Annotated in this window: 20 protein-coding genes; 7 read left to right on the top strand and 13 right to left on the bottom strand. The window is 40.9% G+C overall.

The window, feature by feature from the left end; translation table 11 throughout:
- Positions 1-2: 2 nt before the first annotated feature.
- The gene (locus F9K23_15275; protein ID KAB2914071.1) at positions 3-761 is read right to left on the bottom strand and encodes a hypothetical protein; all 759 of its coding nucleotides are present in this window, start codon (positions 759-761) and stop codon (positions 3-5) included.
- Complete coding sequence (locus F9K23_15270) at positions 762-1859, bottom strand: Nif3-like dinuclear metal center hexameric protein (protein KAB2914070.1); 1098 nt, start codon at positions 1857-1859, stop codon at positions 762-764.
- Positions 1860-2231: 372 nt separating this feature from the next.
- On the opposite strand from F9K23_15270, the gene yidC reads away from it, so the two are divergent.
- The 4 genes from yidC (at position 2232) to F9K23_15250 (ending at position 6026) form a co-directional block, all read left to right on the top strand.
- Entirely contained in the window at positions 2232-4103 is a 1872-nt protein-coding gene (yidC, locus tag F9K23_15265; GenBank protein ID KAB2914069.1) for a membrane protein insertase YidC, read from the top strand.
- A 7-nt stretch (positions 4104-4110) separates the two neighbouring features.
- The gene (locus F9K23_15260; GenBank protein KAB2914068.1) at positions 4111-4407 is read left to right on the top strand and encodes a DUF3817 domain-containing protein; all 297 of its coding nucleotides are present in this window, start codon (positions 4111-4113) and stop codon (positions 4405-4407) included.
- Positions 4408-4410: 3 nt separating this feature from the next.
- On the top strand, positions 4411-5577 hold the full coding sequence (locus tag F9K23_15255) for a class I SAM-dependent rRNA methyltransferase (protein KAB2914067.1): 1167 nt from the start codon (positions 4411-4413) through the stop codon (positions 5575-5577).
- A gap of 158 nt (positions 5578-5735) precedes the next feature.
- Positions 5736-6026 carry a septum formation initiator family protein gene (locus tag F9K23_15250; GenBank protein KAB2914066.1) on the top strand — a complete coding sequence of 97 codons (291 nt, stop codon included), beginning with the start codon at positions 5736-5738 and terminating at the stop codon, positions 6024-6026.
- A 4-nt stretch (positions 6027-6030) separates the two neighbouring features.
- Here F9K23_15250 and F9K23_15245 read toward each other — a convergent pair whose 3' ends face one another.
- From F9K23_15245 to F9K23_15225, 5 genes are all read right to left on the bottom strand, one after another.
- Positions 6031-9687 carry a PKD domain-containing protein gene (locus F9K23_15245; GenBank protein ID KAB2914065.1) on the bottom strand — a complete coding sequence of 1219 codons (3657 nt, stop codon included), beginning with the start codon at positions 9685-9687 and terminating at the stop codon, positions 6031-6033.
- A gap of 207 nt (positions 9688-9894) precedes the next feature.
- Positions 9895-11559 (bottom strand): polyamine aminopropyltransferase, encoded by a 1665-nt coding sequence (locus F9K23_15240; GenBank protein ID KAB2914064.1) that lies wholly within the window; start codon positions 11557-11559, stop codon positions 9895-9897.
- Positions 11560-11709: 150 nt separating this feature from the next.
- Complete coding sequence (locus tag F9K23_15235) at positions 11710-13098, bottom strand: DUF4178 domain-containing protein (GenBank protein KAB2914063.1); 1389 nt, start codon at positions 13096-13098, stop codon at positions 11710-11712.
- Positions 13095-13532 (bottom strand): DUF4178 domain-containing protein, encoded by a 438-nt coding sequence (locus F9K23_15230; GenBank protein KAB2914062.1) that lies wholly within the window; start codon positions 13530-13532, stop codon positions 13095-13097. Before F9K23_15230 ends, F9K23_15235 begins: the two co-directional genes overlap by 4 nt.
- 5 nt (positions 13533-13537) lie before the next feature.
- Positions 13538-13771: a DUF350 domain-containing protein gene (locus F9K23_15225; protein ID KAB2914109.1), complete on the bottom strand. Its 234-nt coding sequence runs from the start codon at positions 13769-13771 to the stop codon at positions 13538-13540.
- A gap of 174 nt (positions 13772-13945) precedes the next feature.
- Between F9K23_15225 and F9K23_15220 the strand changes: the two genes are divergently transcribed.
- Positions 13946-15136, top strand: coding sequence for a CapA family protein (locus tag F9K23_15220; protein ID KAB2914061.1), 1191 nt, complete (start codon positions 13946-13948; stop codon positions 15134-15136).
- Position 15137: 1 nt separating this feature from the next.
- On the opposite strand, the gene F9K23_15215 is transcribed toward F9K23_15220, so the two are convergent.
- From F9K23_15215 to carA, 6 genes are all read right to left on the bottom strand, one after another.
- Entirely contained in the window at positions 15138-16442 is a 1305-nt protein-coding gene (locus F9K23_15215) for a hypothetical protein (protein KAB2914060.1), read from the bottom strand.
- A gap of 112 nt (positions 16443-16554) precedes the next feature.
- Entirely contained in the window at positions 16555-16986 is a 432-nt protein-coding gene (locus tag F9K23_15210; protein KAB2914059.1) for a hypothetical protein, read from the bottom strand.
- A gap of 28 nt (positions 16987-17014) precedes the next feature.
- Positions 17015-17497, bottom strand: coding sequence for a hypothetical protein (locus tag F9K23_15205; protein ID KAB2914058.1), 483 nt, complete (start codon positions 17495-17497; stop codon positions 17015-17017).
- 215 nt (positions 17498-17712) lie between these two features.
- Entirely contained in the window at positions 17713-20298 is a 2586-nt protein-coding gene (locus tag F9K23_15200) for a T9SS type A sorting domain-containing protein (protein ID KAB2914057.1), read from the bottom strand.
- Between the two features lie 167 nt (positions 20299-20465).
- Positions 20466-21755: a phosphopyruvate hydratase gene (locus tag F9K23_15195; GenBank protein ID KAB2914056.1), complete on the bottom strand. Its 1290-nt coding sequence runs from the start codon at positions 21753-21755 to the stop codon at positions 20466-20468.
- A gap of 112 nt (positions 21756-21867) precedes the next feature.
- The gene (gene carA, locus F9K23_15190; GenBank protein ID KAB2914055.1) at positions 21868-22947 is read right to left on the bottom strand and encodes a glutamine-hydrolyzing carbamoyl-phosphate synthase small subunit; all 1080 of its coding nucleotides are present in this window, start codon (positions 22945-22947) and stop codon (positions 21868-21870) included.
- A 130-nt stretch (positions 22948-23077) separates the two neighbouring features.
- On the opposite strand from carA, the gene F9K23_15185 reads away from it, so the two are divergent.
- Together F9K23_15185 and F9K23_15180 are read left to right on the top strand one after the other, a co-directional pair.
- Positions 23078-23920 carry a hypothetical protein gene (locus tag F9K23_15185; GenBank protein ID KAB2914054.1) on the top strand — a complete coding sequence of 281 codons (843 nt, stop codon included), beginning with the start codon at positions 23078-23080 and terminating at the stop codon, positions 23918-23920.
- 39 nt (positions 23921-23959) lie between these two features.
- Positions 23960-24784, top strand: a complete 825-nt coding sequence (locus tag F9K23_15180; protein KAB2914053.1) for a hypothetical protein — start codon at positions 23960-23962, stop codon at positions 24782-24784.
- Positions 24785-24813: the final 29 nt, after the last annotated feature.

The raw sequence follows: 24813 nt of genomic DNA, 5'->3' as shown, positions 1-24813 counted from the left end.
TTTTAGGCCATAAAACGCTCTACCATTTCTTCCTCTTCTTCTTTGTGCGAATCAACCAAAATACGTCCGCAGTGTTCGCAAATGATAATGCGTTTGTGCTGGCGGATGTCAGACTGCATTTGCAAAGGAATAGTACCGAAGCAACCGCTGCAAGAGTTACGGATAACTGTAGCTACGGCAATACCGTTCTTTACAGATCCGCGGATACGGTTGTAAGCAAACAGCAAACGCTCTTCGATATCTTTTTCAGCTTTGTTGCGGGTTTTCATCAACTCTTGCTCTTCTTTCTCAGTCTCGCCCACAATGTTGTTCAACTCTTTCTTTTTGTTTTCAAGGTCAATACGACGACCTTCCAACTCAGTAGTAGAAGAAGCAATTATCTCCTTTTTAAGATCTATCGAACGCTTCGCTTCGTTGATACGCTTTTCAGCCGCTTGGATTTCAAGACCTTGGATTTCAATTTCTTTGTTCAATGCGTCAAACTCACGGTTGTTTTTCACATTGGTAAGCTGCCCTTCGTATTTCTTAATGAAGGTTTGGGCATCTTTAATTTTGTTTTTGTTGGCCTGAATGTTCTCTTCAAACTCTTCTATCTCAGCATTAAATTTCTGAATACGAGTTTCAAGGCCGGTAATATCGTCCTCAAGGTCAGCAACTTCCATTGGCAACTCCCCGCGAACTGATTTAATTTTATCAATCTGCGAATCAATTTGCTGCAATGTGTGCAGAGCCTTCAGTTTTTCTTCAATGGTAGCTTCCATCTATTTATAATAGTTTACTGGGTTTGTATTTACTTGCGTAAAAAGAACCGCAAAAGTAGTGAATTTTTTATTTAAAATCTCGCCTAAAAGTTCAATTGTGTATTGCTCGCTTTCATAATGGCCTATATCGGCAATCATAATGCGGCCTTCAGCATCAAAAAACTGGTGGTATTTAAAGTCGGCAGTAACTAATACATCGGCCTTTTGTGCCATTGCATCGCGTAACAAAAAACTACCCGACCCGCCACACACTGCCACTGTTTTTATTTTTTTTGCATACGATGTATAACGTATTCCGTCGGCTTTCATTGTGTTTTTCAGATGTTCTAAAAAAACGTTGGCATCCATCTCATCGGACAATGAGCCTATAATGCCCGCTCCCGTTTGCGGATGTTTGTTTTTAAGTGCATACACGTCGTACGCCACTTCTTCATAAGGGTGTGCCGCCAATAAAGCCGCTACCACACTATTTTGTGCCCATGCAGGAAAAACAGTCTCTATCCGCACTTCGTTTTCTTTGTGCAGCTCGCCCACCTTGCCCACAAATGGGTCTGCGCCATCATTCCCCCTAAACGTACCTATTCCATCACTGTTAAAACTGCATTGGTCGTAGTTGCCAATCACTCCTGCACCTGCTTCAAATATTGCCTGTCTCAACGCATCGGCTTGTGCAGTGGGACAATACGTTACCAATTTACAAAGTATTTCACCTTTGGGTGATAGTATGCGGGTATTCTTCAATCCCAATTTCTCAGCAATTTTTCCGTTCACACCACTTTTCAGCACATTATCAAGATTGGTGTGTATAGCATATAAGGCTATGTTGTTTTGTATCGCTTTTATTACCACCCGCTCAATGTAATTGGCGCCGGTAATCTTTTTTAACCCGCTAAAAACAATGGGGTGGTGAGAAACAATCAAATTGCAGCCTTTTTCTATAGCCTCCTGCACCACTTCTTCGGTACAATCAAGGCTTATTAAAATGCCTTTTACGGGTGTTTGCCTATCCCCTACTATCAAGCCGCTGTTATCGTAGCTTTCTTGCAAAGCCAGCGGAGCTATTGTTTCAAGGTATTGTGTAATGTCTTTTATCTGCACAAGGCAAAGTTATGTTTTCAAGAAACAGTTTGCTTATTTTAAAACAAAGGAAATTACCTAACAATATCTGTCCGCGCTTTAATTTTATCATAAGATCATCAAGTCTGAATATAAAATTAAGACCTTTTGAGTGTATCGTTCCGAATGGTTTAAAACCATTCGGAACGATACATTTTACTAAAGGCGGGCTTTATGCCCGTCGGACGGCAGGTATAAAACCTGCCGCTTATGAAAAGCAAAGGATTAAACTCTTCATTAACTGATAACAACCTTTATTTGATAGAAGGTTTTGCCCCGCTTACCGAAAGAGATTTTTACCCCTTGTACATTCCCCCCCAAATCCTACCTTTGCGCCTCGATTAGAAAAGACCAATGGATAGAAATTCGATAATAGGTTTATCGCTGATAATGGTAATTATGGTAGGGTATTTTTTCCTTACCCGCGATAATGTTGGCGAAATTGAAGCCGCCCGCAAAAAACAAGACAGCATTGCACAAATACAACGTGTTGCTGATTCTACTGCAAAAGCAACCGCTGCCACTGCTGTTGCCGCTGATACCGTTCAACGTAACGACAGCACTGATACTGCATCAGTTGTTAAACAAGGTCCCGTAGGTACTTTTGGCCGTTTTGCCGAGGGCACCAAAGAACTTGTAACCATTGAAAACGAACTGATTAAAGTACAGCTTTCTACCAAAGGCGGTCACCCTCAATCAGTAGAGTTAAAAAACTATAAGCGCGCAAAACACGAAGGTGTTGAAACCCAAGAGCCGTTAATTCTGTTCGAAAACAACGATGCTAAGTTTAACATCCGTTTTGTTTCGGCTGACGGATTTAGCGATTCGACTTCGAGGTTGTATTTTACCCCATCGGCTAAAAACGTAACCGTAAAAGGCGATTCGAGCATCCTTTCACTAAAAATAGCCTTTTCTGAAACTCAATACCTTGAACAGGTATATTGGTTGAAACCCAATAGCTACGAGTTGTTTTATACTGTGAAGATGGTAGGGATTAAAAACTACCTATCAAATACACAGCGTTTTATGCAAATGGATTGGCAGGTTAGTATGCCTTTGCAAGAGCACGCTTTAAAAGCTGAAAAAGAAGCCTCAACTGTTTATTACAGGGGCTTGGATAAAGAGGTGGATTACATTTCTGAAACCAAGTATGAGCAGCAAAAACCTGCGGGTGGTTTAGAGTGGGTTTCATTCAAGCAAAAGTTCTTTAATACTACGCTTATATCACTTTCTCCCGAAGGTTTCAGCGGTGCTACTATTGAAAGCGAAGACATAGCCAACCCTTACTATGTGAAAACATTGAAGGCCAGCACCATACTTGCTAATGTTACCGAAGAGAATCAAGCGGTGAACATGAAGTTCTACTTCGGTCCTAACAAATATGAGGAGTTGAAGAAACTTGACCTTGGAATGGATAAGTTGGTACAGTTGGGCTGGGGTATTTTCGGTTGGATAAACAAGGGCATGATTTTGCCGATATTCAAGTACCTGAACAAGGTAACGGGTAATTACGGTATCATTATTTTGTTAATGACCTTGATTATCAAAGCCCTGTTGTTTGGTTTGGTGTACCGCTCTTATATCTCATCGGCTAAGATGCGTATTTTGAAGCCTGAGATTGACGAACTGAAAGCCAAACACGGCGACAACTTGCAAAAGATACAACAAGAGCAAATGGCATTGTTTAAACGTGCAGGCGTATCTCCTTTGGGCGGTTGCTTACCGTTGCTGTTACAAATGCCTTTCCTTATTGCCATGTTCCAGTTCTTCCCTAATTCTATCGAGCTAAGGCAACAAAGCTTCTTGTGGGCGTTTGACTTGAGTACTTACGATAGCATTTTGGATTTTGGTAAGATTCCTTTGATATATGACATTTACGGCGACCACGTGAGCTTGTTTACCCTGCTGATGACGGTTTCTACCCTTATCTACACCATGCTGAATAACCAGCTTACAGGTGTTACAGGGCAAATGAAGTACATCGGTTATATTATGCCTATTTTCTTCCTTGGGTTCTTTAACAACTACGCAGCAGGCTTAACTTACTATTACTTCTTAACCAACATGGTTTCTATTGCACAGCAGTTTATTATCCGTCGTTTTGTAGATGAAGATGCTCTTCACCGCAAAATTCAGGAGAATAAAAAGAAACCTGTTAAGAAATCAGCCTTCCAGCAACGTTTGGAAGACATGGCTAAAAAACGTGGTATTAACCCTAACAAATAATAGTACAATGCTGAAAACCTCGTTAGGACGATTGAGATTAATAGGATTTGCCGAAGGTATATCGCTAATACTATTAATGTTTGTTGCAATGCCGCTGAAATATGCAATGGGTATGCCGCAAGCAGTAGAAGTAGTTGGTATGGCACACGGTATTTTATTTATTCTGTATGTATTGGCAGCAATACAAGTAAGTATTGATTATAGCTGGAACGCCAGAAAGGTTATCATTACATTATTGGCTTCGATATTTCCTTTCGGAACGTTTTATGCCGATGCGAAAATTTTTAAAGCGGAGGCCCAATAATTAATGAAAGCCCTTGTACTTAAACCCAAAAAAGAGCGTGCGGTAATCAACCGCCACCCTTGGCTGTTTACAGGGGCTGTGCAGCATACTCCTGCTGCCGAAAACGGAGAAATTATTGAAATACGCAGCAACGATAACAGCTTGCTTGGCTATGGTTTTTTTAACCCTAACAGCCAGATATGCTGCCGTATTTTTGAATTTACGCAAAACCCCGTTGAGATTGACGAGGCGTATTGGCAAGCCAAAATTGAACGGGCTTACCAAATGCGCCAAAGCATTGTTGATTTTAGCAACACCAACTGCTACCGCTTACTGCACGCCGAAGGCGACTTCTTTCCCGGTATTATTGCCGATGTGTATGGTAATGTAGTGGTGGCTCAAATACTGATAAAGGGTACCGAAAAGCTAATACCTGTTATTGAGGCTGAGTTCCGCCGTTTAGGGTTTAAGCATATTTACCTGAAAACCAAAAACAGCTCGCAAGTGCTTGAAGGGATTGGGGCGCAAGACTGGTTGGGCGAATCTATTGAAATGCCCTTAGACGTTATTGAAAACGGACAAAAGTTTAAGGTGAATGTAGAAACCGGACAAAAAACAGGTTTCTTTATCGACCAACGCGATAACCGCCAACTACTAAAAACGCTTTCGCAGGGTAAAAGCATACTGAACACTTTTAGCTACACAGGAGGCTTTAGCGTATATGCGTTGGCCGGTGGAGCTACACAGGTACACTCGGTAGATATTTCGAAAGATGCGATTGCACAGTGCGAAGAAAACGTACTACTGAATGGTTACGAAAGCCGCCACCAAGCCATTGCACAAGATTGTTTTGATTACTTAAAACAAACTCGCGAAGAATATGATATAATGGTGCTTGACCCGCCTGCGTTTGCCAAAAACGCACGTTCAGTGCCTAATGCTACAAGGGGTTACAAAGAGTTGAACATGGTAGCGATGAAGAAAATAAAACCCGGTGGGTTGATTTTTACTTTCTCGTGCTCACAAAACATTGATAAAACCTTGTTTCAAAAAATCGTGTTCGGGGCTGCGGCTGATGCCCGTCGTAATGTGCGCATTTTGAAACACCTTACCCAACCGCCCGATCACCCTGTAAACATCTTCCATCCCGAAGGAGAATACCTGAAGGGGCTGCTGCTGTGGGTAGAGTAGGTGTATTTTTCATTCAACATTTATTTTTTTTACAATGTTGATACCCTCCCTAATCCCTAATCCCTCAACCACTAATCATCAAGCACCAATTTTTTACTAATCCACAAATCCACAGTAAGTTTTTTACCCAAGCATTATTAATACTCTAACTTTGTGGTGTGATAGTACGGTTTCTTTATAAATACCGCTATTTGGTAGTAGTAGGCACTTTTGTGGTGTGGATGAGTTTTTTTGACAAAAACAACTGGTGGGATGTTTGGCGTTTGCAACGCACCTACAACGAAGCTATTGAAGAGCGTGATTACTACCGCGAGCAGGCTGATATTGCCCGCAGCGAGTACAACGCACTATTTACCCACCCCGATAGTCTTGAAAAATTTGCACGTGAAAAGTACTTGATGAAAAAAGACAACGAAGACGTGTTTGTGATTATTAAAGAGGACAAATAGTTCCTTACTCTTCCCTAAAAAGATTTAGCGTGCCTTTGTAGGTGTTTTTGCCTTCCAGCCCTACAATCTCGTATTCAAACACTACAAAATACACCCCTGATGGGCACAGACTGCCTGTTATAAAGTGTTTACCATCCCAGTTAAGGCCGTCTAAGTTTCCTTCACCGTCTTCAAAACCTTCAAACACCTTCTCGCCCCAACGGTTAAAGATGTTTAGGTGATAATAGCCCGCTAAGTAAATATCAATATCAAAACGTAAGTTGGTGGTATCATTTCCCTGCGGCGAAAAAGCATTGGGAATAAACAATCTGGGCAGGTAATTATTGCTTACTTGCTTGCATACGGTATCTACGCACTCTTCTTTATTATAAGCTCGCAAACACACAGTAAACGTGCCCAAACTGGTTTTGTAATTGTGAGAGGGGTCTTTAAGCGTTGATTTATTATCATTACCAGAAGCCGGATGTCCGAAGTCCCACTCGTACCGCACTGCATTGGTTGATTTATTGGTGAAATGAAATACCGGCTCTTTTGAGTTGGGATTAATGTCAAAATCAGCTTCAATGGGTATTACCGTAATGTCTTTAAACGTATCAGCAATACACAAACGTTCCCACTGATTAGGGGCATACGTTGGTTTAAAGTCAATCCTGAAATTACCTGCATCGGGATAGATGTACACAAACGTTTCCGTATCGGTAAATACGCTATCCCCATTGCCCATCCACCAACGGAAATCATCGTACCGCGATGCTGATACGCTTTTTATGATTGCAGGATTGTTTTGACAAATGGTATCGGGTATATCCATCCCCACGGGATAATTGGGTATCACCACCACCTTTTTCACCAAAGGAGTATCGGGGTAGGTAGCCGAGCAGAAATAAGTATTACCCGTATTAGGATTATAAATGCTATCCGCACCGAACAGCTTAATGTAATAAGTGCCGGGCGGGGTATAGGTAAACTTAATGTTTGAATCCTTATCAGTATTTATAGTTGTGTTGGCAGGGTCACCCATGCTCCAAATCCAAGTTTTTACCCGCTTTGAAGTATTGTCTAATTCTATCTTCAACGGGTCGCAACCCACCGAATCGGAAATAATCTCAAAATACGGAACCGGCCCATCGATATAAATGGTTTTATAGGCAGTGTCCCTACATCCTGCCGCAGATTTTACCGCTACAGAAACAACTTTTTGTCCGTACGAACTGTAAAAATGGTAAGGGTCTTTCAGGTAGCTGGGGGTTTTAAAATCGCCAAACTCCCAATGCCAGCCCACCACCACATCACCGGGTATTTGCGGACTACCGAATGAGGAATCGTAAAACCGTATGATATTATCGTTGCAATAAAAAGTATCCCGCATACTGCGTATGTATGCATCGGCTTTTACAGCCCGTATATAAAATGTAAAAGTATCACGGCAAGCGGTACTGTCTTCAGTAGCCATTCGCACACGGTAAGTACCTTCATTGGCAAACACCACTTTTGTTTCAGGCTTTTTGGTAACAAAGCCTTTACCGTCGTCAAAATCCCAAAACAGTTTTTCTTTATTTGGCTGAGCCAACCGTGAACTGTCTTTCCAAAACGGATGGGCATTGTCAAAATAAGAAACGTATTCTTTCAGTTCCACAGAGTCTCCTGCACATACAATACTGTCGTAATCCACAAAATTGTCATACCCCAGCCCAATCAACATATACTCAAGCTCCGAACAACCTTTGCTATTTGTCATGGTGAGTATTACAGTGTACAAGCCATTCTTACGGTAAGTATGGTATCTCACAGGAATTATTGAGTCGCCCGGATTTAGTACCAAACTATCGGCAGTACTATCCCCCCACTCCCATTTCATTTTATGCACCCCATACTGCACGGTATCTTCGGGTCTAACCGTAAAATTAAAAGGTGAACACCCTCTATCGTCATAATATCCTACCTTGGGGTTAGGTATTGCCGCCATATTAAATTTATGGTGGTACCATACTGTGTCTTCACAAGTTTTTCCTTTAATCGTCAGCGTATCAAAGCACGATTTTGATACTGTAGGGTTTCCGTTTTGCACCACAAAACCAATGGTAACATCACCAGTAGGATTGCCCGTGTAAGTGTACCTGAATTGTGGGGGGGGATTAGGCGTTACTTTTGAAAACAAGTCTTTGCCTCTTGCTGAGTCGAAATTGAGATACATATTCCAGGCTTGGTTACAACTCAACCCCGAAATTAAAAAACTCACTACCCGTTCGCTGTTTATCCCACCAATATCGGTACAGTATTCCGAAACCTGCTCAACCACTTTCAAGCTGTCCAACGGGGGCATACCCAACATTACCAGATTAGAACCTGTACTTTCACACCCCGTTACTGTGTCAACAATATATAATGATGGCGTAAAACACGCATACGATTTACTTGTATCCGTAAAGCCATACAAGTGCTTACCGTTATTATCCACTGAAAAACGGCAGTTACGGTTGGTATTTATTCCGTTTTTCGTATCCGTTGTGCACGCCTCACCATGTCCGTAATCCCATATCTGTTTATAGTTGTATGATTGATAATAACAACTGCTATTGCAGAAATAAGTAGTATCACCTGCATCGCACAAACGATTGTTTAAGGGAAGTAATCCTGCACTGGGGCAACGCACAACTACTGAATCATAACCGTTTTGCTGGCAGTTATCTACCAGTATATTCAGTTTAATATAAAACTTACCGGGAGTTGTGAAGCTAACATCAATGGGGTTGTTTAAACCCGTCATCGGGCGCTCTATATTGGTAGCCGAATCTTTAATGAACCAACGGTACAAGGCCCCGTTATTGGTGGTATCATTTAAAAACTGGCCCATGGTACCCAAACATACCGAATCAGGTATTTTGAGCTTAAAGTTAATTTTGGGCTTGGTGATGTTTATGGTGGTGAAGGCAGTATCAGAACAACCGCTTTTATGTTTTACTATCAGTTTGGCGGTGTAATTACCGCTATTGGGATACACATGGCAAACCGAATCATAATTTACCATATTGTTGTTGGTATTACCGTCGCCAAAATCCCACATATAACTGCTTACGTTTGCAGTATCCTTTGGCTTGGTTTTATTGGTAAAACACACGGTAAACTTACAATCTGAAGGGTTTACGGTTAAATCATACGCCATGTCGGCATCGTAATCGGGCTGCACCGTAATTTTTTGTGAACTCTTGGCAATACATCCCTTATCGTCGGTAGTTTCCATAATAAGGGTATAAGTGCCTGTTTGAAGATATGTGTGACACAATACCTTTTGAGCCGAGGGGTTTGTTGAATTATCTCCTGCCCCGTCGTCCCACAAAAACACCCGCTGAGCAATAGGATTACCCGTAGCCCCCGGTGTTGAGTTATCAGTAATACAGACATTGTTTTTAGAGAAACAAAATGAACTGTTACCGTTTACCGAAAAATTACTGATGGGCTTGGGATGGATAATGATGTTGTGTGTAGCGGTGCACTTGGTTCCGTTTTGAAGTGTAACAATAGCCGTTACTGTGTATGCTTTTGCCACATTGTATTTGTAACCGGGTGCCGATTGGGTGGAGGTATTACCATCGCCAAAATCCCATTGGGTGGCGGTGATGGTTTGCCCTGAGCTTACTTTAAAACTTATTAAATCATCCAAACAACCGTTAGAGAGGGCGTTAATACTGCATTGTGCATGTAACTGTAGCGGTACTACTGTAAATAAACAAAAAACAAATAATATATAAGATTTAAGGGTCAAAAAAGGTTGTTTACTATACTAAACGCAATTTATAGGAAAACCGTTGCCACACGAAGGGCTTTTGTATAAAATTAATGTAGTTTTACATTTCAAGACTCCAACAAATTAAGGGTTAAACCGTTTCCAGCTATCTTCATAATAGTGCAGCAGTGCATGGTTATCCAATGTGTTTACTTCGGTTTTAATACGGTCAACATCGTTTTCAAAAACAAACATTGAGGGTATGGTAGCAGCATTTAAATACTGTAGTGGCTTACTCCATTTTTTTGTCGAAAATTTTTGAGCAATGTGTTTTGCAATACTATCGCTTGGTACAACAGTTTCCATTTGCTGAGGCAGGTTATATGCCATTTGAAAACCCCACATACCAAACGAGGGAACTTGGGTATGATAAGCCACTACTTGTTTAAACACCTGCCCCATTGTGTTGTGTATGCACCAAAAAGGCTTGGTGGCAAAAAACGGCGAGGTGGCTTGTGTAACTACCACCCCTCCCACTGCTAACGATTGACGTACCAATTCATAAAACTCCCTTGAATATAACTTACTAAGACCCGGGTCGTGCGGGTCGGGTAAGTCAATCAGCACCACATCGTACCTTGTATTACTGTTCTTAATAAAGTTAAACGCATCATCGTTTACGATGGTTACAGCAGGATTTTTAAGTGCATTTTGATTAATGCCTGTAATTAGCGGATGGCTTGCGCATATATCGGTTACAGCCTTGTCTAAATCTACAATAGTAATTTTACATCCGCTGTAATGTTGTAATAAATCGCGGGCGGCCAGCCCATCGCCGGCACCCAGCAATAACACGTTTTTAGTCCCTTCTCCTGCCAATAGCATGGGTATGTGCACCAAAGGCTCGTGGTATCGGTATTCATCAACCGATGAAAATTGCAAGTTACCGTTAAGGAACAACCGTATATCGTCCTTCCAGCGGGTAAGTACTATCTTTTGATAAGGTGATTGTGAAGTGTAGATAATCTCATCTTGGTACACAAATTTTTCAAAAAATCCGGTGATGTTTACCGCGGCTGCAAAACCACCCAACAGGGCAATAAACACAGCTACAGTTGCCATAATTTTTCGCCCCCATTTTTGTACTTCACGCCTGAAAATAAATAATGAATACGCTGCAACGGCTAAGTTTAATAAGCCCACTACAAAAGAGGTTTTCATTACACCCAAATAAGGCAGTAACAAAAACGGAAATACCAACGATGCCAGCAAAGCACCCAAATAATCGAACGAGAGCACATTGGCAATGGTATTGCGCAGGTTTTTGTAACTGCGAAGTATGCGGGTGAGTAGCGGGATTTCTAACCCTATAAGCGTACCTAAAAGTATGATAAGACCAATGGCTATGAGGTAATAATTTTGAGTGAGAGTGTAGGCTGCATTGAGTATGAGTGCGGATAAACCGCCCAGCAACGCCAGCCAAATTTCTATAACTATGAAACGCTCTAACAAGCGGGTAGTGATAAACCTTGACAGGTATGCCCCCAAACCCATTGAGGAAAGAAATACACCGATGGTAATTGAAAACTGCAGGATGCTGCTGCCCCAAAAGTAGCTGGAAAGGGTGCTTATCAGCAATTCATACAAGATGGCACAGGCGGATATTACCAGTATGGATGCCAACAGTACGGGTACGTGCTTATCACTTATAGTGTTTTTATTTTCCGCCACTTCCATTACCGTCTCCCGAAAAATAACGTGACCGTATGCTTGACCGAGTTGTTCTTGTAGGGCAATTACCCCATGCATCGCGTTGCTCAGGCGGACAGTTTTGAGCTTCTTTTATTACGCTTTTGTTAGTAACTGTTGGTATGCCCCAACCCCTGCTTGATGCCCAAAAAACAGTTGAGAATATTACCACACCAAAGAAGGCAAGTATGTATTTTGAATACTTTAACATTATAAGTAACTGAAAAGTAAAATTATAATAATAACCCCCACTACGCCCCAAAAAACCTGAGCATGTTCGGTTGAAAAAAAGCCTACTGATTTTTTAAAGTACTTGTACATGTACCAAGCCTCTAACTGCATACAAATAAACCCAAGCAGCAAACATATTCCAAACCCAAATATGTAGTAACGTAGCACATGGGTTTTGTTTAGTTGTACATTTAAATTACCCGAAATGCTATTATTGGCAATGGAGGTATTTGCGTAAGTTATCAAAAGACGGTATACTCCCCCTTGGTCAAGCCTTAACAGCAGGGTCGCCTCCTTTTCACTTTCTGTCCAAGCGCCTTCATCATCATACCCTGTTTCAATAAAAAAATCGGTGTCAAAACTATTTACTATTTTATTATTGGCGTCAACAACATCAATCACTACATCTAAGGTTTGGTCGGCAGATGAACCGGGTGCATTCTTTAGTTTTAACTCGTACATTGCACCCACGTCCCCAAGCTCAAATTCTTGAGTCACTACAGAATCTTTCCGAAAACCTTCGTAAAAACCGTATGAAAACGTTTCTTTAAAAATTAAATTCTCGCTTGAAACCTTCATTATCGCGGCCATTACTAAAAAGGCCATCGCGAGAGCAAAAAATAAGAATACCGAGTTCTTTGCCCAAACAAGGGGCTTTGCCCGCTCAAGCATTACCTCGTCCTTTATTACTGCTCCCAACCCTCCGAACTCTTGGGGGGTATCTTCAAAAAACTCAACAGAATGCGGTACACGATTGTTAAACTGCCACTCAACAGATATTATGCCTTTTCTATTAGGCTCATTAGTTCTGATATCCGCATAGTAAGTCGTTTCTTCAACATCGGGTTTGTAGCTAAACTCACCCACAAACGATGTGGGTTTGTAGTTTCCTTGCTCAAGCTTTCTACCGCTGCCTTTCAGCTCAAAAAAAGCAATATCCCCTTTTGATGTTTCTTCAGGAATACAACTTCGTGGCGGTATTACCCGCTGCGAAATGGTAAACCCATCCACATCTTCAATCATGGTAACAAAAAAGCCCTTAGCATCTTGCAAGCCTACCTCAATAAACCTGTAATTATCTGCACCCAAATACTTTCCGTCGTCTTCGTCCCATTCAAAGTAGTTCCCTTTGTAGCCCGCCAATGATATTACAGTATAGTCTGCACCCTTTATCTTTATATTATCCCCTATCCAAAGCGCACTGGCAATTTTTTCGATGTAAACGCCATTTGCAGCAACATCTTTTGCCCAACTACCCTTGTTTTTGTGCAATAGCGATTTACACTTAGTACACACATAGTAATGACTAAGCTGGCTATGCACCGTAAACGGAGCTGAACAATCGGGGCAATTATGGGTGGTACTCAAATTTTAACGTCTTTGTTGGTGAGTAGTTCACTCTTATATAATTTCAACTCATGGTGGTGCGCAACCACTGCAAATCTTCCGCTATCATTTACTAATTCGGCTACTTCTTCAACATCGTTTTCACGTAATCCGGCATCCCCGCTTGTTTCAATAACAGTAGCTTTATAATTGGCTATAGGCCATACATCCGCCCCGTTTACCTTTACTACATTAGCCACTTTAGCCTCATATATATCTATCGTAGGCTTTTCGGGCATTTCTTCATACAATGTCAAGCCGCTGCTGTCTTGTGCCAGCCAAAACACCCGTTTCACACTGTTGGTCAACTGCCACTCAGCCCAATACTCGCCTTCGCTGCAATACAAAACGTATGCAGTTACCTTATACGAAACTTTCTTAATTTGGATTTCGCTGCCGATAAGTATCCCCAGCATAAAAATTAACCTGAAATGGCTGCGGCTACAATAATGCAAATGCCCAAAATAAGGGCTCCCGTAACTATTGCTAACGCTACGTTTTTTTCTTCTGTAATTTGTTTCGATAATTTACCGGGTGTAATCCAGTCAATTACCTTAAACGCCAACAAGGCAATTAAAATTCCGACTGCTGAGTAGATAAGTGTTCCGGGTATTCCTTTTTCGTAAAAAGGCCTTTCGGCCACATCGGCCCACATCGGAAAACTGGTTAACGCAAATACAAACAGTAAGATGAGTTTTTTCATTAGTTAAGGTTACTTGCATCAAAAATATTACTTTTCGGGGTACTTGAAAAGATTGCTGTACACAGAGTGTTTAACTTGCTTTGCAACCGCCGTTTATATATTATTTTTGCCCTTTACCGTAAATACATGAAAGCCCCCTTATTAGTAAAATATCTTGCCGTTGCAGCCATTGCCACCACTGTTTCTATTGGTTGCTCTTGTAAACAAACCCATAGCAAAACAATTGAAACTCCACAGCAACAAGCGGCTGATAGTGCCACCGAAATCTCGTTGTTGTTTATGGGCGATGTAATGCAACACGGCCCGCAAATAAGGGCAGCTTATAACGACTCCACCAAAGTGTACGATTACTCTTCTTGCTTTGCTCCCATTGCCCCCATTGCATCGTCGGTTGATTTCAGTATCGCCAATCTTGAGCTTACGCTGGCAGGTGAACCGTATAGCGGTTATCCGCAGTTCAGTGCTCCTGATGCTTTGGCAAATGCCATGCAAAACTCGGGAATACGGTATTTGGTTACTGCTAACAACCACAGTTGCGACCGCGGTAAAAACGGCATTATACGCACCGTGCAAGTGTTAGACAGTTTGGGCATACCGCGTACGGGTACATTTAAAGATGAAGCCGACCGTAAAAAACACAATATTTTGTGGCTGGAGAAAAACGGTATAAAAGTAGCGGTGCTTAACTATACCTACGGCACCAACGGAATACCTGTACCCGAACCCACCATTGTGAATTTGCTTGACTCATTGGTGATAAAAGAGGATATAAAAGCTGCCAAAAGGTTGAACCCTGACAAGATTATCATTGTTACCCATTGGGGCGATGAGTACCAACCTTTGCCCAATGCATACCAAAAAAACTATGCGGATATATGCCTTCGTTACGGTGCTGATTATGTAATCGGGTCGCACCCGCACGTGCTGCAGCCCATGCACCGCAAATACGACAGCACACTAAAGCGCGAAAGCATTGTAGTGTACTCGCTTGGTAACTTTGTAAGCAACCAACGCGAACGCTATAAAGACGGCGGGGCTATGTTTAAATTGGTGTTGCAGAAAAAAGAAAAAGCCACTACGCTAAAAGAGTGTGGCTACTTTTTAACGTGGGTGGATAAAAAGGAAGTGAACGGCAAAAACAGCTATGCCATTTACCCCGTATCACAATACGAAAACGATAGCATTACGTTGGATAAGCAAGCGTTAAAACAGCTACAATTGTTTAGGGACGATAGCCACGAGTTGTTTGAGAAACACAGCACCAATGTGGGTGAGTATGTGTTTGACGGTGAGAAAAAGCAGTGGCTGTTGAAATAACCTATTTCATATAAAACCCTTTGTTGTATTTGAACTCGGCAATTAAGTTACCGTTTTCATCATACGTTGTCCAAACCCCATCTGCAACTACTGCTTTGGGAAAACTGCTTTCATCTTCAACATAATAATATTTGTCGAGGTATTTACCATCAACTACAGTAAAGTATGCCAGTTGACGTACAGCTCCGTTTGAATAGTATTCAACCCATTTTCCTATGGGGGTAAAGTTCATTGCAGAATAGCTTTTAAGGGCTGGATTTCCTGATACTTTATCTTTAAACTCTGCTAATTCACCCTCATAGGCATATCCGGCATTGTTGGTTAAAACAACCCCTTCACGCTTAATGGTTCGATTTGGAAAATATTCTACCCAAAACATTGTATCGGTATTTAAGGCGTTACTAACATCTAACACAAGCCGACCGCTACTATCCCATACTTTCAGAGTTTTCAACCGGCCACTGTCGTAATACTCCTGTCCCCACATTCTTTGTGGGCAGTACCCCGTATAATAGTTCCAATACCCGTGTTTCATCTTCCCTACAAAATCGGTAAATGCGGCATCGTTTGTTCTAAAACTGCTGTAATACACTTTGGCAGCAGTATCGTAAAAGCCACCGTCAAAACTACTGGCACCTATATCAGGCCTCACTGTTATCACTACATTTCCCATGCGTTCACACCGTTCATTCGTTACAATGGGTTTCCCATCGTGATACACATCGTAGTAAACATCTGAAATAACAATTTTACCTCCAGCCGCAAGTCTTCTGATTTTTGACTGCACCGCAGCAGAAACTAAAGAGCCTTCTACTTTAAAAGTTTCATAGTTAAACGAATCTATCAGCGTAATAGAATACTTGTTAACTATTGATTTTACTGATGATGCTGCAAACCCATCGCCCAATCCTATGTAAATTCTTTGTGCATTGGCAATAATTAGCTGAATACTATGCGTTTCCCCATGTTGTAGCACTCCCAGCATAGGTTGCGGTTCGGGAATTTTCCGAACTCTAAACTCCTGTTCTTTCAGCCACTTAATATTTTTCTTTTTTTTCACACCCACTTTTAAAGTAGTAATCCCTCTAACACCTACAACCAAAAAAGTTTTTCCGTCACGCTCAATAACCTGTCCGTTGGTAAGCTCTTTTACCAGTTCTTTTGGGCTATACCCATTTACAGCAATTTCTACTTCGTTTTCAATTCCAATATATAGCACATTCATATTCGGCAGAGCAATGGCAGCATCTTGGGCTTGTGTTATCCCTGTAAAGAAAATCATTAGGCAGGCAACAATTATTCGCATCAGTAAATGGTTAGTTTTATACTAACGAAATAAAACGTTTTACCATATAATAAAAAAGCTGCGGACAATACTGCCCGCAGCCTCTGATTATGTTTATCTCTGCTTTAATTGATTACGGGTGAGAAAACTCGTACTTCCACAGTTTGCCGTCAGAATTCATTTCAACAACTAATGCGGTTGCATTTAGTGTTTTAATGTTCCATGTTTGTCCCGGACCTTGTGGGGCATTTAGTTTAAGAATCGTTTGTTGTGCGTTTTCAAACTTCCATGTACCGCCCGCATTACCAAAGTTGGGAATAAGAAACGTGTACTTATCGTCATCCGAAAACTGATAAATAGAACCTAACAAAAAGTGTCCTTGTTGTTCTGCACCGTCAATAAATACTTTTTGGGTAATCCACTTATCTGCAATTAGCGCAGGCTCATTGTTTACAGTGGGGGTATTGTTGGCGGGTGTAGTGGTTCCTTCATCTTTTTTACAAGATGCAAACGCTAACAGTAGCACTACTAACATTGTTAATGATTTTGATACGTTTTTCTTCATGATGTTTAAGTTTAATTTATGGTTTGTATTAATGTGAGAACTCTGTTATCCATACCCCGCTGCTACCCTGATTTTCTTCAACCACCAGTTTAGTTGTTGAGATAGAAAGTACTTTCCATGTACTGGTTCCGTTTTGGTTAGTTACCTTGATACTTTTCTTAGTAGTAGGCTCAAACACCCAAGTACCGTCGGCTGATGGAAAACCTGGTATTGAAAAGAAGTAGGTATTGGGTAAATTAAATTTATACGATGCCCCGATTAAGAAGTGACCGGTTTGTTCTACCCCATCTTTGGATAGCTTTTTAATAAACCAACCCATATCGGTAAACATCTTGGTGGTATCTGCTGCCGGAGGTGGGTTATTACCCCCGTTATTGTTTCCATTATTGCCTTGCCCGGGTGTTTCTTTAACTGTTGGCTCAGGACTTTCTTCTTTTTTACTGCAAGCGGATACAACAAACAGCTGTATCAGCAATAAAATAAACATGGTTTTTAATTGGCTCTTTTTCATGGCTTTTTCATGGCTTTTTCATGAAAGACCCTTGCAACTTATCCCTACGCTGCCTGTAAAAAACCTACAAACCTTGTGTATTATACGGCTGCGCGTTATTGTGATACAAAAGCACAACAGCCTACTACTAAGGGCTAAAAAAATTTAACAAAAAAATCCCCTGCCGCAAGCAGCAGGGGATTGATTAAGGTAGGTAGTTATGAAAATTTAAATAGTTATTGTTTTACTATTTGGGCAGTGGCTTGTCCGTTGTTTACAGACAAGGTGTAGTTGCCCGGAGGTAATCCTGCCAAATTAATTTCAGTAGTAAACTCACCCGCAGGTTGTTGTCCGTAATTATGCTCAAACACAACAGTTCCTGATGAGTTAACAACATTAACAGCCACCGGCATTGCTTGTGGCAAATCCATACTCATAGTAAATTCATCGTTAAACGGATTAGGTATTACACCAATGCTCAAAGGCCCTTGAGGGTTTCCGTTGTTATTAGTATAGGTACGATAACAGCATAATTCAAACGGCTTAATACAAAGCAATTTGCCTGTAATATCATATACGGCCAAATACCGTTTAATACAATATTTCACAGTAATTGATGTCCCGGGCGCAGGATTAGGTGCTTGTATTATAGGCGTACAATGCCTGCCCTGATAAATAGAACTTGGGGGCGAAAAGATTGGAGAATACGATGAAGGCACTTTATGTAAACTATCATAAACGCCCCAATATCCTACATTACAATCTTCAGAAGCAGCAGGGTACACATTTATATCCCAGCAACAACGATCAATAACTGAGTGTGGTGGTGGTGGAACATAGGTAGCAGTATATGCCACAACATCACAGCAGTTTGGGCAGGTTTGAATAACTTCTTTATTACAAAGCACCTTGCCAGAACTGTCTTTAATAAACACCATATACCTTGTGGTATCACTGTTATTAGCACACACATCAAAAAATATAGGGCGGGTAATACTAAAGGTATCATTGCCTGTATTTACCCAACCGCTATCAGTTTCTACCATCAACTCGGCTGTAAAGGTTTTATTGCACGCAAATGCCCACACTTCTATGCGGTAACAACATTTAAACGGATCAGTTTCTGTGGTATCTTTTCGCACAAACACATTTACATTCTCACAGCAAGATTGTTCACAGTTTACGGTCTCTGTTTTTGAGCAAATAACTTTTCCCGTTGAATCCAGATATTCTATCCGAAGCTTCTGAGGACCATTGTTTGAAAACACATATGCCCCTATACAGAACTTCATCTTATTTGTATCCCCCATATCAGCACCGGGTCCTCCAATAGGAGTTCCTGTTTTAAAGCTATCTAAATATGCATAGCCTATTCCGCCAACAGTATCTTTATACACCCGCATTCCATAATAGGGACATTTGATGATTGAACTATCCCTAAAAGGCTCAATAGTAAAACAGCAATCGTATTCATCGGATGCAGCAGTGTCTTTTTTAATGATAGACGTATTTGCAAAGTTCTGATTGTCAAACAGGCTGTTACAATTACAACCAGATGATGATGAGTGACAAGGTTCAATTATTTTAGTTAGGGTATCACATATAACATCTCCATTGTGATCTAAAAACTCTATTCGCAATTTTTTGCTTTTTGTGAAGTTTGATCTATTGACACAAAAATCAAGTACACTTGCATCAAAGACTGACCCTCTGCAAGACCATACCAAACCTAATGTATCCAAATAATCAGTGTATACTTCGGATGGATTGCTATCGTTATATATCCTTACTCCAAATGGTGAACACTTGAAAATATCGGGATCAAAAATCCAATTGAATTTGTAACAACATGAAGAATCGGTGCTTCCCTTATACGATATAACATTGTAATTGAGCATTACACCTACGTTGTTAAACAGTTTTTCACATGAATTACAACAATTCTCCATACACACATCATCAATGTATGTATATCCATAATGAGCTCCTTGATAGCAATCAGCATTTGTAAACTCAATGGTAACATCCTTACCAATGTATTGACAGCCCAAGTTTACCTCATACTTTGTCCAATCTCTATATACAACGGTTGAACCTCCTCCTAATGCTGTAAAAAACGGGTCGGTAGATGCTTCTCTAATGTAGCTATGTATAACATTACCGTTGTTATCTAAAATTCTGAACATAAAAAACGGCTGTTGTCCGCTTGGATGACTAGGATCTTCAAAAATCAACGCATACCAAAACGACAAACAAGTACCCGTTACAGTAATTGTTTTAGCCACTCGCTCTGCCTCCGCATTAGAGCTATTATTTCCCAAACGAAGTGAATAATTGCCTAAATGAACTTTGTTCACGGCATTAACAACTGGATCATTTCCAGTGGTCATAATTGTATGACGGCCACTTACAACTCCCGTAGTAAATGTTACAGTATTATTTATAAAATTGTTTAACCCTGTATTTGAAGCTGTGTAACCTGTCCAAGAGGGAACGGTTCCATTTTCAAAGTCTCCAAAACAATCAATCCCCCCTGATTTACGTTCAAAGGTTCTGGTTGGAGTAGTTCGTGTGGTACCTCCGAACTTTCTGATATCCTCTTGATGCTGATAGTAACGGCGCATTTTTTCAACATAACTCTCAATTTCCTCTTGATGTACTCCGTTTCTTAAACCCTCTTGCCGCTCCTTTGTAGCGTCAAACCCCGGCGGGTCATTAATTTGGCCAAAAACAGACGAAAAAATTGTGATTAAGAGTAGTGTTCCTACGAGTTTTAGCGGCACAAAATGCCAATTAGCTAATTGGTTGATAGTTTTTTTCATAAAATGCAATAGATTAGTTTGATATAACAATATTAACAAATTGTTACCAAACGCAACATATAACCTGTAAAACTTTTATTTACAAACACCTACAAAAAACAAAAAAGCCCCTTGCAAACATGCAAGGGGCCTATAATTTCAATAATCTACGAGTTAAATTTACAGCATTATTTCACGTACTTAAAGTCCATTCCCAAAAAGCGGGCTTGGGTACCTAAGTCTTGTTCAATGCGCAATAACTGATTGTATTTTGCAATCCTGTCAGTGCGGCTTGCACTACCGGTTTTTATCTGTCCGCTGTTCATCGCTACCGCCAAATCAGCAATGGTAGTATCTTCGGTTTCGCCGCTACGGTGACTCATTACATTGGTGTATGAGTTTCTGCTGGCAAGGTTAATAGCATCAATAGTTTCAGTAATAGTACCAATTTGGTTCACCTTCACCAATATACTGTTAGCTATACCCTCGTTAATACCTTTTTGCAAACGTTTAACGTTGGTTACAAACAAATCATCACCCACCAACTGTACTTTGCTTCCAATAGTTTCAGTCAGTTCTTTCCATCCCTTCCAATCATCTTCAGCCAAACCGTCTTCTATAGAAACAATCGGGTATTTGCTGGTCCAGTCTTTCCAAAAACTTACCATCTCGCTCGAAGTAAGCTCTTTATTGTCTGATTTATGAAATTTGTACAAGCCTGTTTTAGCGTCATACATTTCGCTGCTGGCAGCATCCATAGCCACCCAAATATCCTTACCGGGTTTGTATCCGGCGGCTTCAATAGCAGTCAATACCGTTTCAATAGCCTCTTCGTTGCTCTTAATATCCGGTGCAAAACCACCTTCATCACCTACGTTAGTGCTATAGCCTTTTTTCTTCAGCACCATTTTCAGGTTATGAAACACTTCAATACCCATACGCAAGCTTTCGCTAAATGTAGGAGCATTTACAGGCATAATCATAAACTCCTGAAAATCGATACTATTATCCGCATGGGCTCCACCGTTCAAAATATTCATCAACGGTATGGGCAATGTGTTTGCATTAACACCGCCAACATAACGGTACAAAGGCATTCCGCAATCTTCAGCTGCTGCACGTGCGCAAGCCATTGATACTGCCAATATTGAGTTTGCACCCAATTTACCTTTGTTATCTGTACCGTCTAAATCAAGCATTACACGGTCAATCTCGTTCTGGTCGAAAATATACATCCCCTGCAACGCATCGTTAATTTCATTATTAACGTGTTGCACAGCTTTGATTACACCTTTGCCCATGTAAACACTCTTGTCGCCGTCACGCAATTCAACGGCTTCGTGAATACCTGTTGATGCTCCCGAAGGAACAGCAGCACGGCCAACAGCACCGCTATTGGTAATTACTTCGGCTTCCACTGTTGGGTTACCGCGTGAGTCAATTATTTGACGGGCAAGAACTTTAGCTATTAAACTCATATAGTTATCGGTTATTCGTTGTTAAGTTATTAGAACAGCTGTTAGCACTTGGCTTTTAGCGGTTAAATGCTTAAAACCTGCTAAAGGCTGACAGCCAAAAGCTAATTGCTTTTTATTTAGCCATCATTGCAATAAAGTCATCAAACAAGTAGCGGCTATCGTGCGGACCGGGGCTACTTTCAGGGTGGTATTGCACGGCAAAAGCATTTTTACCTTTTACGCGTATACCGGCCACTGTGTTATCGTTCAAGTGTACGTGAGTTACCTCCACCGGGCTGTCACTTACGTTATCCCCTTCAATTGCAAAACCGTGGTTTTGGCTGGTTATTTCGGCACGACCCGTTTGAAGGTTTTTCACCGGATGGTTCAATCCCCGGTGCCCATTGTGCATTTTAAAGGTTTTAAGTCCGCAGGCCAATCCCATAACTTGATTACCCAAGCAAATACCAAAGGTTTTTTCGTTTGCGTCCAGTATTTGTTTTAAAGTTTCAACTGCATAGGGCATAGCGGCGGGGTCGCCGGGGCCGTTGCTAATCATAAACCCATCAGGATTCCATGCTTTCATTTCCTGATAAGGAGTTTGTGCCGGGAATACTTTCAGGTAGCAACCACGCTCAGCAAGGCAGCGTAGAATGTTTTTCTTCACACCCAAATCCAACACTGCCACTTTAAGGGCTGCGTTTTCATCGCCATAAAAGTAGGGTTGTTGAGTAGTAACTTTAGATGACAACTCTAAACCTGCCATGTTGGGCACCTGAGCCAATTTGTCTTTTAGCTCATCAATATCCAATATTTCAGAAGATATGATGGCGTTCATTGCTCCTTTTTGGCGAATGTGACGTACCAACTGGCGGGTATCTACATCCGCTATACCGGTTAGGTTATGCTCAGTAAAATACTCATGCAATGAATATTTAGCTTGCTTGCGAGAAAAGGTGTATGAGAAATTTTTCACCACCAAACCTGCAATCATAATTTCATCACTTTCCACATCTTCTACTGCTGCGCCGTAGTTACCAATGTGGTCACTTGTCATTACCAAAATCTGACCGTAATATGAAGGGTCTGTAAACACCTCCTGATATCCGGTCATTCCGGTGTTAAAACAAATTTCGCCTGTGGTAGTGCCTACTTTGCCAATAGATGTGCCGTGGAATACAGTTCCATCTTCAAGAAGTAAGATGGATGGCATTTTATTTATAGTACTCAATGTTACTTTTTTGGGGGGCAAAATTACATTTTTTTACACGATAAAATGAAACCAAATGCAACGTTTTGGGTTTAAATAGTTGACTAAGTATATAAACCGCTTAGTTTATCCTGTGAAACTTATTGTATATATAATACTTCCTTTGCTTGTATCATGTACGATTACAGCGCAAACTATTGCTGAGCAGACTACAAAACTCGCCACACGAAAATTAGTGGTAGAGAAAATTGATAGCGTGGTACAGCAAGGTAAAACCACCCAAAGTACGGTAACCTACTTTGCAGCATTGTATAATACTATGCTTATAGAGATACAATCGGCTAACTCTACCGGACACTTTACGGATAGTGTACTGATAGATTATATCCAAAAGAACTTTACCTCTTATTACCTAAATACTCTTACAGCTTATAACAACAATGATAGTGTGCCGTATGCCTGGATGGCGGCATTAGATACAAACTATTGCAAAAACTGTAGCTATGTGCAATGGTTAGCACTAGGCACCAACGCACACATCAATCACGATTTGTATTTTATCCTGTTAAATTATTTTAACCAATTTGGTACAGCAAACCACAATGCTAAAAAGGCACAAAAAGAGTTTTTTACAATATCGGCAAGAGAAACAGACCGTATTGTGAAGGTGTTTATCAAAACCGACCCTCACATTAGTTGGTTAGAGGGTGTTTTGATTAATAGCGGAAAAAAGGGAGTGAAACTTCAGATGAAAAAATACCTTAGAGTTACGTGGAATAATGCGCTAGAGGCTCACAAACATCCTGAAAGGCAAAATGCCATCACTCAAAAGCAAATGGCTTTTGCCAGGCAAAATGCGCAACAGTTTATGCACCCTAAGTTTCCAATTAAAACCGGCTTTAAAATGATGAAATCGCTCGACAGCTTACCTTTTGCAACAAAACTAAGTATGCTGGCCCCTGTACCAAAAAAATAAGCCCCACACTTTGCTCATTTTTGGTATTTTTATGGCTGTATGCAAATCAACAAAGCCTTCTTATCACTGTTTCTTCTCATTTCTTCTCTTCCCTTCTCTATAAAAGCGCAAGAAACTTATGACTACACTACGTTTAGGCATAAACTTGACAGCTTGGTTAATAACAAACAACAACAACAAAGCTGCTATTACCATTTTGCCCGTTTATACCAAAGGGTATCCATTGGGGTTTCAACTCTTGCAAAAGCAGGTAAACTGCGCGATACAGCCTTCATATCAAAACTTGAGGGACGGTTTGGATATTACTTTCTTAAAAATTTTGATTCGCTAAATACCGGAGGGGTAAACAATTACTGTTGGAAGCAGGCATTAGACACTCAGCAACATACCAATCATTATGCAACATCACTGATTATGAATATGAGTGCCCACATAACCCACGATTTGTTCTTTGCACTTACCGATGTTTTTAAAACCCACCCTCCTACCAAGGCAAACAAAAAAGACTATAAACTGGTAGCCAAAATACACGAGAAAATTGTAGCCGATTACTTTGAGAACATTATGCCGCATTTAAAGGCTGATAAGAAGTGGAAACGACAATCCATACGTAAACTATCAAAACAGGCCGCAAAAGGGCTACGCATGGAGCGTAACAGGGTTTGGAATGAGGCTAAGAAGGCTGCTGAGAATCCCAAGAAGTTTGCCGAGTATTATTTCCGCCACATGGCCCTATCACGTAAAATGGCAGATAGAATATTAAAACCAAAGGGCTTACTGAAAACAGGTATCGAAATAGCGGATACTTTAGATAGTTTAACATTTGAAGAGAAGGCTTTTTTGCTAAACAATGCAAGACCATAACGGTATAAAAAAGAAAACCCCGCTTGCGG

Source organism: Bacteroidota bacterium (assembly GCA_008933805.1).
Lineage (GTDB): Bacteria > Bacteroidota > Bacteroidia > UBA8524 > UBA8524 > SB11.
Note: the sequence above shows the minus strand (reverse complement) of the source record. Positions and strands in the feature narration are given on the sequence as shown.